The sequence below is a fragment of the Rhodococcus sp. Z13_19A genome, assembly GCF_058133575.1.
Map to the genome: position 1 here is coordinate 297386 of NZ_JBYUNN010000001.1, position 13883 is coordinate 311268.

At 73.5% G+C, this 13883-nt stretch carries 2 protein-coding genes (1 of these 2 cut by a window edge); both read right to left on the reverse strand.

Annotation, left to right across the window (positions count from 1 at the left end):
- On the reverse strand, window positions 1-12128 hold the start of the coding sequence (locus AC3YNX_RS01370) for a non-ribosomal peptide synthase/polyketide synthase (RefSeq protein WP_489994383.1). 21991 nt of this gene lie to the left of the window's left edge; only the first 12128 of its 34119 coding nucleotides appear in the window; the start codon lies at window positions 12126-12128; its stop codon lies beyond the left edge, outside the window.
- A gap of 426 nt (window positions 12129-12554) precedes the next feature.
- Window positions 12555-13748 (reverse strand): elongation factor Tu, encoded by a 1194-nt coding sequence (gene tuf, locus AC3YNX_RS01375; protein WP_127783993.1) that lies wholly within the window; start codon window positions 13746-13748, stop codon window positions 12555-12557.
- Window positions 13749-13883 lie beyond the last annotated feature (135 nt).

The window sequence follows — 13883 nt, forward strand, 5'->3', positions numbered from 1 at the left end:
CGGTCCAGCGGCAGGTCCAGCACCTCGGGCAGCTCGCCCAGGGCGCTGCGCCAGTAGGTCAGCTGCTGGTTGAGCAGCGAGCCCGGGTCGCCGTCGGTGCCCAGCACCGTCCGCTGCCACTGCGCGAAGTCGGCGTGCTGCACGGCCAGCGGGGTCCACTGTGGATCAGTGCCCTGGCTGCGCGCGGCATAGGCGGCGCCGAGGTCGCGGGCCAGCGGGGCGAGGCTGAACCCGTCCGCGGCGATGTGGTGCACCACCAGCACCAGCAGGTGCTCGACCGGTCCAGCAGTGGCCGGTCCAGCAGTGGCCGGTCCAGCAGTGGCCGGTCCAGCAGTGGCCGGTCCAGCAGTGGCCGGTCCAGCACTGGCGAGGCGCAGCAGCCGGGCCCGCAGCGGCACGTCGGTGCGCACGTCGAAGGCAGCTCCGGCCAGCTCGGCCACGCGCTCGGCCACGTCCGCCGGGTCGACCACCTCGGCGGTGTCCAGCTGCAGCGCCACCTCCTGGGCTGGCACCACCCGCTGGTAGGGACCAGCGTCGTCCTCCGGAAACACCGTGCGCAGGGACTCGTGCCTGGCCACGACGTCGGCCAGCGCCTGGCCCAGCGCCTCCGGAACCAGCTCGCCCACCAGCCGCACCACGACCGGCATGTTGTAGAGGGACGACTCCGGGTCGAACCGGTTGAGGAACCAGATGCGCTGCTGGGCCAGCGACAGCGGCGGTCGCTCGCTGCGTGGCTGGGCCACGAGGGGTGGCCGGTCGCTCGCTCCGGAGTCCTCGGCCAGGCGAGCGATCGCCTCCACCGTGGGCCGCTCGAAGACGTCGCGCACCCGGATCGAGCACCCCAGGGCGGCGTTCACCCGGCTGACCAGCCGGGTGGCGAGCAGGGAGTTGCCGCCCAGGTCGAAGAGGTTGTCGGTGACCCCGACCTGCTCCGTACCCAGCAGGCGGGCGAGCACCTCGGCCACGGCGCGCTCGGCGGGGGTCCGCGGCGCGACCTGCGGACGATCGTCGGCCTCCAGGGCCGGCTCCGGCAGGGCGCGGCGGTCCACCTTGCCGGTGGCGTTCAGCGGCAGGGCGTCGAGCACGACGAGCGTGTGCGGGACCATGTACTCCGGCAGCCGCTCCCGGAGGAAGCCGGCCACCTCGGCGACGTCCGGTTGCTGGCTGCTGGCGCGGGTGACGTAGCCGACCAGCCGCTCCCCTGCCGGCCCGTCCCACACCGCCGCCACCGCGGCTCCCACCGCGGGGTGCGCGGCCAGCGCGGCCTCGACGTCCCCCAGCTCGATCCGCACACCCCGGAGCTTCACCTGGAAGTCGCTGCGGCCCACGAAGACCAGCTCGCCCTGCCGGTTGGCGCGGACCAGGTCGCCGGTGCGGTACATCCGCTGCCCGTCCCCGGCGAAGGGGTTGGCCACGAAGCGGTCGGCGGTCAGGTCCGCCCGGCCGGCATAGCCCCGGGCCAGCTGGACACCGGCCAGGTACAGCTCGCCGGTGCTGCCCTGCGGGACCGGCCGCAGCCGCTCGTCCAGGACGTGGACCTCGGTGTGGCTGACCGGCACCCCGATCGGCACGGCCGAGTCGTGGTCCGCCCCGTTCCGGGTCTGGTGGTGGGTCACCCCGACCGCGGCCTCGGTGGGGCCGTACTCGTTGTGCACCTGCGCCGCTGACAGCCCGGCCACCCGGGCGACGAGCCCGGTCGGCAGTGCCTCACCACCGCAGATGACCGTCCGCAGCGACGGCGGCACGCCCGCTCCGTCCTCGGCGTGCTCGACGAACGCGGCCAGCAGCGCGGGCACGAAGATGGCCAGGGTGACTCGCTCGGTGTCGAGCAGCGAGTGCAGGTAGGCCGGATCGAGGTGCCCGTCCGGCCGGGCGAGCACCAGCCGACCGCCACCGGTGAGCGGCCCCCAGATCTCCAGCACCGACATGTCGAAGGCGAACGGCGCCTTGTGCACCACCACGTGCTCGGCGAGCCGGTAGGCGCAGTCCATCCAGCGCAGTCGGCTGGCAATGGCCCGGTGGCTGATCGCCGCACCCTTGGGCCGCCCGGTGGAGCCGGAGGTGAAGGTGACGTAGGCCAGGCTGTCGGGGTGCGGCGCCCGGCGCTCGGCGTCGGTCAGCGGCTCACCAGACAGCTCGTGCAGGTCAAGCCCGGTCAGGTCGATCACCGGGCGTCCCGCGGCGAAGCCCACCGCGGTGCCCGGGGTGAGCAGGCACAGCGGCGCCGCCGTCTCCACCACGTGGGCGTTGCGGACGTCAGGCTGGCTGTGGTCGATGGGGACGTAGCCGCCACCGGCCTTGACCACCGCCAGCATGGCCACGACCACCTCGACGGAGCGGGGCGTGACCACGCCGACCAGCACGTCCGGACCCACACCGAGCCGGACCAGCATGCGGGCCAGCCGGTTGGCGCGGACGTCCAGCTCGGCGAAGGTGAGGGTGGCACCGTCGCAGGTCAGCGCGGGTGAGTCCGGGCGCGCGCGCACCTGCTGCTCGAAGAGCCCCGCCAGGGTGGACCCGGCCCCGTCCGGCTCGCCGCGGTCCCGGCTGCTCGCACCCGGTGCCCCGGCCACCACCACGGGCCCCTCGCCGGCGGCCGACTCGGCCGCGGCCCGGACCTCCGCGAGAAGCTGGGGCATGCGCGGCAGCAGAGTGCCCAGCTGGGTCGGCGCCAGCTCGGTGATCAGCGCGTTGAGGGTCAGGGTGAGCAGCGCCTCGCTGCCCATCGCCGCGCCCGCCATCATCTCCACCAGCTGGCGGTAGCGCTCGTGCAGGGTGCCCAGGTCCACCGCCCGCTCGCCCAGCACGCAGGCCGGTCCGCCCGGGTGGCGCTCGGCGGCGACGGACAGCAGGGCAGCGAGGTCGCCGGGCTCGTCCCGCGGCGCGGGAGGAACCGCAGCGGGGACCTCCGGCTGCACCGCCGGAGCCGGGACGGCTGCCGGGGTGTCCGCTGCCGGGGTGTCCACGGTGAGCTCGGCCAGCGGTACCTCCGGGTTCTCGCTGACCTGCTCCAGCAGGTGGACAAGGCGGTGGCCGAAGGTGCGCATGGTCTCCTCGTCGAACAACGCGGTGGCGTAGGTGATCGCCAGGTCCAGACCCGCCAGTGCGGCGTCGTCATCGATCCGATCAGCGACCTCGATCGCGAGGTCGAGCTTGGCGTCGTGGCCGGAGAGGTCCACGGTCTCGGTGCGCAGCCCCGCCAGCTCCACCTCGGTGGTGGTGAAGTGCTGGTGCGACAGCAGCACCTGGAACAGCGGGTTCCACGCCGGGGAACGAGTGGCGCCCACCTCGTCGACCACCCAGTCGAAGGGCACCTCGGCGTGCTCGAAGGCGTCCAGGTCACCCGCGCGGACCTGGGCGAGCAGCTCGGTGAACGTGGTCGGTGCCCGCAGGTCGGTGCGCAGCACCAGGGTGTTCACGAGCATGCCCACCAGGTCCTCGAGCGCGGGGTCCCCGCGGCCGGCGACCGGGGTGCCGACGGCGACGTCACCGCTGCCCGAGAGCCGGGACAGCAGCACGGACAGCGCCGCGTGCACCACCATGAACACCGTGGCGCCCTGCTCGTGCGCCCGGGCGACCAGGCTGGCGGCCAGCTCGCGGTCGACACCCAGCCGGACGGTGGCACCCCGGGGGTCCGGCACCGCCGGCCGTGGGCGGTCGGTGGGCAGCTCGAGCAGGCCGGGCAGGCCGGCCAGGCGCTCCCGCCAGAAGGCCAGCTGCGCGGTGGCGGTGGCAGTCGGTTCGGCGGGCTCCCCGAGCAGGCCGCGCTGCCACAGGGCGTAGTCGGCGTACTGCACGGGCAGCGGCGACCACGTGGGCGCGCGGCCCTGCACCCGCGCGTCGTAGGCAGCGCCGAGGTCGCGGGCCAGCGGGCCCAGGGACGCCCCGTCCGCGGCGATGTGGTGCACCACCACCACGAGCAGGTGCTCGGCTGGGTTGGTGGTGAACAGCCGGGCGCGCACCGGGGCGTCGGTGGTGACGTCGAAGCCGCGCCGGGTGAGCTCCGCCACCCGCGCCGTCAGGTCCGTGGCCTCGACGGGCGCCGGAGCGAGGTCGACGTCTGCGCTGGCCGCCGCGGTGGACAGCACCTGCTGCTCGGGCGCCAGCTCACCGTCGGGGTACACCGTGCGCAGCGACTCGTGGCGCTCGAGCACGTCTGCCCACGCCCGTGCGAGTGCCTCGGTGTCCAGCGTGCCGCGCAGGCGCAGCCCCATCGGCACGTTGTAGACCGCGGAGTCGGGGTCGTACTGGTTGACCACCCAGAGCCGCTGCTGGGCCGGGGCCAGCGGGACGTGGGCCGGGCGGGGAGCTGCCGCCAGCGCCGCGCCCACCCCGGGCGTGCTGGCGCCCTCGGCCGTCGCCGCGGGCAGGAACTGGGCCAGCGCCGCCACGGTGGGGTGCTCGAACAACGCGCGCACCCCCACGTGCACCCCGCACGCGGAGCCCAGCCGGGCCACCACCTTGGTGGCGGTGAGCGAGTCACCCCCGAGGTCGAAGAAGGAGTCCGTGGCGCCCACCTGCTCGAGCCCGACGACCTCGGCGAACACCGACGCCACCAGCTGCTCCTGGGCGGTGCGGGGCGGCACGTGCTCGCCGTTGGCACCGGCCAGGTCGGGCGCCGGCAGCGCGCTCCGGTCGAGCTTGCCCACCGGCGTCACCGGCACCTGGTCGATCTCCACGAAGGCCGCGGGCACCATCGCGCTGGGCAGCAGCGCGGCCACGTGCGCGGAGAGCGCCGCAGAGTCCACGCCGTCGCCGTTGACGGGCAGGACGTAGGACACCAGTGCCGTGCTGCCCGAGCCGAGCCGGTGCCCGACCGTGACCGCGAAGCGCACGGCGGGGTGGGTGCTCAGGACGCCGTCGACCTCGCCCGGCTCGATGCGCTGGCCGCGGATCTTCACCTGGGAGTCGCTGCGGCCGACGTGGCTGAGCTCCAGCCCACCCGTGCCCGGCGTCCAGCGCACCAGGTCGCCGGTGTCGTACATCCGGCTGCCGGCAGGTCCGTACGGGTTGGCCACGTACCGACGGGCGGTCAGCCCCGGCGCGGCGTGGTAGCCGCGGGTGACTCCGGGACCAGCGACGTAGAGGTGGCCCTCCACCCCCACCGGCACGGGCCGCAGGCGCTGGTCGAGCACCAGCAGGTGCACCCCGCGCAGCGGTGCTCCGATGGTCACCGGCGCGCCTGCCCGCATCGGCGCGGAGGCGGTGGCCAGCACGGTCGTCTCGGTGGGGCCGTAGGCGTTGTGCAGGTGAAGCCCGGGCGCCCATGACGCCACCAGCTCGGCGGGCACCGTCTCTCCGCCGACCACCACGTGGGCCAGGCTCTCGCCCACGGCCGCCGGGTCCATGGAGCGGAGCACGGCCGGGGTGAGGAAGCCGTGGGTCACCCCGGAGGTGCGGATGAAGTCAGCCAGCTCGGCGCCGGCGTAGACGTCGGGAGGGGCGATCACCAGGGTGGCGCCCGCCCCGAGGGCGAGCAGCAGCTCCAGCACCGAGGCGTCGAAGGACGGCGAGGCCACGTGCAGCGCTCGCGCGGCGGGGGTGAGGTCGAAGGCCTCCCGCTCGCTCTGGCAGAGGCTGGCCAGTCCCTCGTGGGTGACCACCACGCCCTTGGGCCTGCCGGTGGTGCCGGAGGTGTAGATGACGTAGGCGGCGTTGCCCGGCCGCACCGGGCCGGGCGGCGCGGCTGGTGCCGACGGCTGCTCGGCGCCGGCACGGCTGAGCTCGTCCACCTCCCACCAGGTGACCAGCTCGGGCAGCCGGCTGCGGTGCTCGGCCAGGGTCAGCCCGAGCACCGCTCCGCTGTCGCCGAGCATGTGCTCGATGCGCCCGGCCGGGTAGCCCGGGTCCACCGGCACGTAGGCACCGCCGGCCTTGGCCACCGCCCAGATCGCCACCACCAGCTCCAGCGACCGCGGCAGGCCGAGCGCGACGAAGACCTCCGGCCCGACGCCGCGGGCCACCAGCGCGCGGGCCAGGTGGGTGGAGCGCTCGTCCAGCTCGCGGTAGTCCACCGACCGGTCGCCGTCCACCACAGCCACGGCACCAGGGTCGCGGGCGGCGGCCGCGGCGAAGATCTCCGCCAGGGTCCTGGGCGGCAGCGGCTCCGCTCCGCGCACGTCCACCAGGTGGGCCAGCTCGGCGTCGGTGAGCACCTCCACCTCGCCCACCCGGCGCTGCGGGTGCTCCGTCATCGTGGTCAGCACCTGCAGGAAGCGAGCGACCAGCTGGTCCACCTTGGCGTCGTCGAACACCGACGGCGCCACCTTCAACCGGAAGTGCAGCTCGGGGTCCAGCAGCGTCACCAGGGCCACCGGGTAGTGGGTGGCGTCGTGCACCTGCACGTCCTCGACAGCCAGGCCGCTGCCGGCGGTGCGGGCGGTCAGCCCGTCCCGGTCCACCGGGTAGGACTCCAGCACGGTGAGGGTGTCGAACAGCGCCGGGGTGCCGGCCGCCTGCTGGATCTCCGCCAGCCCGACCGCCTGGTGGTCGAGCAGGGCGGCACCCTCCTCCTGCAGCCGGCGCAGCAGCGCCTCGACGGTCTCCGCGGGCTGCAGCTGGGCGCGGACGGGCAGCGTGTTGATGAACAGCCCCACCATCTTCTCCACGCCGGGCAGCTCAGGCGGTCGGCCGGCCACGGTGGAGCCGAACACCACGTCCTGGCGTCCGGTGAGCCGGGACAGCAGCAGCGCCCAGGCCGTCTGGACCACCGTGTTCAGGGTGACGCCGGCAGAGCCGGCGAGCTCACCGAGCCGCGCGCGGAGCGCAGCGGGCAGCATCACGTCGTGGTCCACCGGCGCCTCGGCACCGGCGCGCGGATCAGCTGAGGGAGCGAGCAGGGTGGGGTCGCCGACGCCGGTGAGCACCTGCACCCACTGCTGCAGCGAAGGGGCGCGGTCCTGCTCGGCCAGCCGGGCCAGGTGGTCGCGGTAGGAGGGCGCCGGCTCGGTGGCCGCGGTGCCGGTGTAGCCGGCCAGCAGCTCCTCGAGCACCAGCGGGATGGACCACCCGTCGATGACCAGGTGGTGGGCGGTCAGCGCCAGCGTCCAGTCGGTGGCACCGGCGCGCACCGCAGTCATCCGCAGCAGCGGCGGGGTGGTGACGTCGAAGGGGCGCCGCCGCTCGGTGGCGAGCAGCCGGTCGAGCTCTGCCGCCGGGTCTGCCACCCCCGTGACGTCGTGCTCTGACCACGGCAGCGTGACGGTGCCGGCCACCAGCTGCACCACGGTGCCGTCGGAGCGGCTGACGAACCCGCCCCGCAGCGCGGCGTGCCGGTCGAGGAGGGACTGTCCGGCAGCGTGCAACCTAGCCGGGTCGACGTCGCCGCGCAGGCGCAGCAGGATCTGCGCGGTGTAGCCGTCGGAGTCGGTGCCGGCCAGCGCGGCGTGGAAGTGCAGCCCACGCTGTAGCGGGGCGAGCGGCCAGACGTCCTGCAGCCCGGGCAGTCGCTGCTCCCACTCCTCCAGCTCCGCCTGGGTCACGTCCACCAGCGGGGTGTCCGACGGGGTGAGCCCGCCGGCGCCATCGGTGCGCAGGTGCTCGGCGAGTGCGTCCAGCGCCTGCTCCCAGAGCCGGGCCACCATGCGGGCGTCCTCGTCCGGCAGCACGCCGCGAGCGTGGTCGAGGGTGGCCACGATGCGCGCCCCCTCGGGGGTGCTGCGGGTGAGGGCGTTGACCTCCAGCACCGCGGCGAGCGGCATGGCGTCGCCGCGCACGGCGCTCATGCCATCGAGCTCGGGGTCGGGCTGCCAGCCGCCGTCTCCGCGCTCGGCCCAGTCCGTCCGCCCCAGGTAGTTGACGATCACCTCCGGGGTGGGCAGCCCCGCCAGGCGTCCGGCGGCCACCGGGTCGTGCTGGGCGGACAGGCCGAAGCCGATGCCGTGGTCGGGCACCGCGAGCAGCTGCTCCTTCACCGCCTTCACCGCGCCGCCGGCCGCGGGTCCCCCGGCGAGTGCCTCGTCCAGGTCCACCCCGGTGAGGTCCAGCCGCAGGGGGTAGGTGGAGGTGAACCAGCCGACGGTGCGGCTCAGGTCGGCGCCTGGGGCAAGCCACTCCTCGCGGCCGTGGCCCTCCAGGGTGACCGCCACCGGAGCGACGTCCGCTCCGCGCCCGCGCTGCAGCTGCGCGACGGCCTGCCCGAGCGCGCTCAGCAGCGCCACCTCCACCCCGGCCCCGTAGGCCTGGGGCAGCACGGCGAGCAGGGTCGCGGTGGTCTGCGCGGACAGCTGGACCGTGCTGCGCCCGGCCGTGGCGACGGTGTCCAGCACGGGATCCAGCGCCCGGGAGCCCAGTCCCGGGCCGCCCGGCTGCAGCGTGTGGACCCAGCCGTCCACCGCGTCGCGGACCCGGTCAGAGCCCGCCTGCTCCACCAGCGCGGCGCCCCAGCGGCGGAGAGAGGTCCGCTCCGTGGGCACGGTGGGCGGCTGTCCCGCAGCCACCGCAGCTGCGGCGGCCGCGAGGTCGGCCACGAGCACCCGCCAGGACACCCCGTCGACGACCAGGTGGTGGGCCACCAGCAGCAGCCGGCCCCCCAGGCCGTCCACCCCCGGGAACCACACCGCCGCCACCATCGCCCCGGCCACCGGGTCGAGCCGGTCGGCGGCGGCGGCGAGCTCGTGGGCGTGCCGGTCCGCCCACGCCGACCCGGTGAAGTCGGCGTCCGTCGGCGCCGTCCGCAGCAGCACAGGCGTGACCGGACCGGTCGGCTCGGGCACCACCAGGTGCGGGGTCGCCCCCAGCACCAGCCGGGCCCGCAGCGCGTCGTGCTGGCGGAGCACCTCCGCCAGCACGGTGCGCAGCAGCGGCTCGTCGACGTGGTCGGGCAGGGTCACGGTGACGGCCTGGCTGTAGCTGCGCAGCGCCTCCACCGGTCCAGCTCCCAGGGTGCGCAGCGCCAGCGGCGTCAGCGCGACCTCGCCGGCGGCGCCGCCCGGCAGCTCCGCGAGCTCGGTGGCCGCGGGCTCCACGAGCTGGGCGACCTCGGCGAGGCGAGCCACCGTGCGCAGCGAGAAGACCTCACGGGCGCTCACCGCCAGCCCGGCCTCGCGGGCCCGGGCGGAGAGCTGCATGGCCACGATGCTGTCGCCACCGAGGCTGAAGAAGCTGTCGTCCACGCCCACCCGCGGCACACCGAGCACCGTGGCGAACAGCTCGGCCAGCGTGGTCTGCACCGGTCCGACCGGGGGGCGGTAGCCCGCGTCGCTGCGGGGGGCGGAGGGATCGGGCAGCGCGCGGCGGTCCACCTTGCCGTTGGGGTTGACCGGGAGCTCGTCGAGCACCACCAGCTCTTCCGGGACCATGTACTCCGGCAGCACGGCGCGGGCCGCCGACAGCAGGTGCCCCACGTCGGGCTGCACGCTGCCGCGGCCCACGACGTAGCCCACCAGCCGCGGACCCAGCGGGGTCTCGCGGACGGCGACCACGGCCTGCCCCACGCCCGGGTCAGCGGCGAGCACCGACTCCACCTCGCCGAGCTCGATGCGGTAGCCCCGCAGCTTCACCTGGTCGTCGGTGCGGCCCAGGTACACGAGCTCGCCCTCGGCGCTCCAGCGGACCAGGTCGCCGGTGCGGTACATCCGGCTGCCGGCAGGGCCGAACGGGTCGGCCACGAAGCGCTCGGCGGACAGGTCGGGCCGGCCCAGGTAGCCGTGCGCCAGCTGGTCACCGGCCAGGTAGAGCTCCCCGGCCACCTCGTCCGGCACCGGACGCAGGCTGGTGTCCAGGACGTGGCAGCGGGTGTTGGCGACGGGCCTGCCGATCGGCACCGCCTCACCGTCGGCCCAGCTGCGCGCGGGATCGACCACGGTGTGCGTGGCGTGCACCGCTGCCTCGGTCGGCCCGTAGAGGTTGTGCAACCGGGCACCGCTGCGCTGGGTGAACCGTCGGGCGAGCGCGGGCGAGAGAGCCTCGCCGGCGGCAAACACCCGGGTGAGCGACGTGGTGTCCGCTGCACCGGCGTGGTCCAGGAAGGCAGCCAGCATGGTCGGCACGAAGGACGTGGCCGTCACCCCGTGCCGCTCGATGGTGCGCGCCAGGTACTCGGGGTCGCGGTGCCCGTCCGGCGCGGCCACCACCAGCCGTCCTCCGGTGTAGAGCGGGACGAACAGCTCCCACAGCGAGACGTCGAAACCTGCCGGCGTCTTGAGCAGCACCACGTCCTCCGGGCCGAGGCGGTGCTCCTGGGCGAACCAGCACAGCTGGTTGGTGATGGCCCGGTGCGAGACGGCCACCCCCTTGGGCAGCCCGGTGGATCCGGAGGTGTAGATGACGTAGGCGGTGTTCTCCCTGCGCAGCGGTGCGCTCCGGTCGGCGTCCTCGATCGCCCGCGTCGGCAGGTCGTCCAGGGCCAGCCGGTCCACCTCCACCGCGGTGGTGCCCGGTGGCAGCGCTGCCGCGTCAGCGGCCCGGGTGAGCACGCAGACCGGCCCGGCCGAGCGCAGCACGTGCGCGGTGCGCTCCGCCGGGTGGTCCGGGTCCAGGGGCACGTAGGCACCGCCGGCCTTGAGGACCGCGTGGATGGCCACCACGAGCTCGGCGGACCGACGCATCGCCACACCTACTCGCGCCTCCGGGCCCACCCCGAGCCCGATCAGGTGGCGGGCCAGCTGGGTGGACCGTCGGTCGAGCTCGCCGTAGGACATGGTGGCGCCGTCGGCCAGCAGCAGCGCGGTGCGCTCGGGGGCACGGGCCACCTGGGCGCGCACCGGGGCCAGCAGGTCGTCAGCGCCCACCCCGCTGGTGGTGTCGTTGCGGGCCGCCAGGGTGCGTCGCTCGCCGGCGCGGAGCAGCCCCACCGACCGCAGGGTGCGCCCGCTGTCGCCGCCCACCAGGTCGGCCAGCAGGCCCAGGAACCGGTCGCGGTGGCGCTGCAGCTCCGCCTCCGTGTACCGGTCCGGGTTGGCCTCCAGGTCCAGGTTGAGGCTGGTCTTGTCCGCCGCGGGGTAGACGTTGACGTTGAGGTCCTCCACCGGCCCGGTGGAGAGGATGTGCAGCCGGCCCTGTGCCGTGCCCAGCACCAGCTCCCGCTGGAACAGCATCAGGTTGACCATCGGTCCGAAGTACCCGCGCTCGCTGCCCTGCACCCCGGCGTCCCGGAGGATGTCCTCCGCCCGGTGCCGCTGGTGGCGCAGCGCTCCACCCAGGCTCTGCTGCACCGAGCTGAACAGCTCCTCGAGCGTCTGCTCCTCGTCCAGGCGCACCCGCACCGGGACGATGTTCGACACCATGCCGCCACCCCGCCGCAGCACCGCAGTGGTGCGGCCAGACACCGGCAGGCTGAGCACCACGTCGTCGCGGCCGCTCATCCGGCCCAGGTAGAGCGCGACCGCGGCCACCAGCACCGGCGACACCGACACGCCCAGGTTCCGCGCGTGTCGGCGCAGGCCCTCGGTGGTCGGGGCCGGCACCGGACCGATGACGTTGCGCCGGCGGGCGCTGGCCGGTGCGCGGCGGCGGGACAGGGTGAGCGGGTCGCCCAGGCCCTCGGTCTGTGAGCGCCAGTACTCGCGGTCGCGCTGCTGCCGCGCGGAGCCCTGGTAGGCCTGGTCGATCCCCAGCAGCGTGGACAGGTCGGTCGGGGGCTCCTGCCTGCCCTGCACCCGTGCGGCCAGCTCGGTGTAGACCTCCGCGATGCGGGTCAGCATCCGCATCGAGGCGAACCCGTCGAAGGCGAGGTGGTGCACCCGGGTGTACCAGAGGTGGTGTCGCTCGCCCACGCGCAGCACCGCCACCTGCACCAGCGGCGCCCCCACCAGCTGCACCGGCTGCTCCTGGTCGGCGCGCATCCAGCGGTGCGCCGCCGCCACGGGGTCGTCCTCGGCGCGCAGGTCCAGCACCACGCAGGGAAAAACGTCCCCGTCGATGGGCTGCACGTGCTGGTGCGGCACCCCGTCGACCAGGCTCACCCGAACCACCATCGACTGCTGCTCCAGGGCGGCACGGGCGTGGGCCGCCAGCAGCAGCTGCGGATCTAGCTGCCCATAGATCTCGACGTACTGGGCGATGACCACCGGAGTGGCGGGATCCATCTGCTGCATGAGCCAGATGCCTCGCTGCGCCGATGACAGCGGCAGGACGGACGGGCCGATCGTCTCGATGGTCGTGTCATGCGCGGGAAGCTCCCCACCCATTCAGTGCCCCCTAGCCTGACGTCATGGGTCATCACGCGGCCCTCCCCCCCTGTACAAGGAGCGACGCCTTGAGTACTATCTGCAAAGTAGGTCATCCGACCTCTTGTGGGCACTTGCGCCACTGAACGTCGGAGGGCCTATTTGTCGTGCATGGACGGACGGATGTCTATCGACTGGGTCGGTCGCCCCGTTACACCCTGGTCCGTGGAGCGAATGCCGCTGGCGCCGAACAACAGGTCCCGCACGGTCTGGTCAGATCACGACTGCATCGCCGTCCCGAGAGTAGAGGCGTTCGGCGGGCGTCGCACCCGCAAAGCCACGATCAGCCACACAGTTGCAGACCTGTGACCGAAACACGCAAAGGGGCGCCCCCGTCGATGACGGAGGCGCCCCTCGGCGCTGCAGCTGGAGACCAGCCGCTTGGTGTTACTTGGTAATCTTGGTGACTCGGCCGGCGCCGACGGTACGACCACCCTCACGGATGGCGAACCGCAGACCCTCGTCCATGGCGATCGGCTGGATGAGCTTGACGCTCATCTCGGTGTTGTCGCCGGGCATGACCATCTCGGTGCCCTCGGGCAGCGTGACGACGCCCGTGACGTCCGTGGTCCGGAAGTAGAACTGGGGGCGGTAGTTGTTGAAGAACGGCGTGTGCCGCCCGCCCTCGTCCTTCGACAGGATGTAGACGTTGCCCTCGAACTCCGTGTGCGGAGTGGTGGTGCCGGGCTTGACCACGACCATGCCGCGCTCGACGTCCTCGCGCTTGATGCCGCGGACCAGCAGGCCGACGTTGTCGCCCGCCTGGCCGCTGTCGAGCAGCTTGCGGAACATCTCGATGCCGGTAACGGTGGTCTTGGTGGACTTCTCGCGGATGCCCACCAGCTCGACCTCCTCGTTCACCTTCAGCTCGCCACGCTCGATGCGGCCGGTGACCACGGTGCCGCGGCCGGTGATGGTGAAGACGTCCTCGACGGGCATCAGGAACGGACGCTCGGTGTCGCGGACGGGGTCCGGCACGCTCTCGTCCACGGCGTCCATGAGCTCGACGATCTTCTCGGACCACTCCGGGTCGCCCTCGAGGGCCTTGAGCGCAGAGACGCGGACGATCGGGGCGTTGTCGCCGTCGAACTCCTGGTCGCTGAGCAGCTCACGGACCTCCATCTCGACGAGCTCGAGGATCTCCTCGTCGTCGACCATGTCCGACTTGTTCAGCGCCACCAGGATGTAGGGGACGCCGACCTGACGGGCGAGCAGCACGTGCTCACGCGTCTGGGGCATGGGGCCGTCGGTCGCCGCAACCACCAGGATCGCGCCGTCCATCTGGGCCGCACCGGTGATCATGTTCTTGATGTAGTCAGCGTGACCGGGGGCGTCGACGTGCGCGTAGTGACGCTTCTCGGTCTGGTACTCCACGTGGGAGATGTTGATCGTGATGCCGCGCTGACGCTCTTCCGGCGCCTTGTCGATCTGATCGAAGGCCGAGGCCTCGTTCAGGTCGGGGAACTTGTCGTGCAACACCTTGGTGATGGCAGCCGTCAGCGTGGTCTTGCCGTGGTCGACGTGACCGATGGTGCCGATGTTCACGTGCGGCTTCGTCCGCTCGAACTTCGCCTTCGCCACTGAATGTCCTCCTGGACTTGCGCGCTGCGCCTTGTGGCACAGCAGGTCTGGTTGTCTGAATCGTGTAGTGCTGGTGTTCGTCGTGCTCGTGCTAGCGCCTGCGCGCAGTAGCAATCACTGCTTGCAGACTATCGT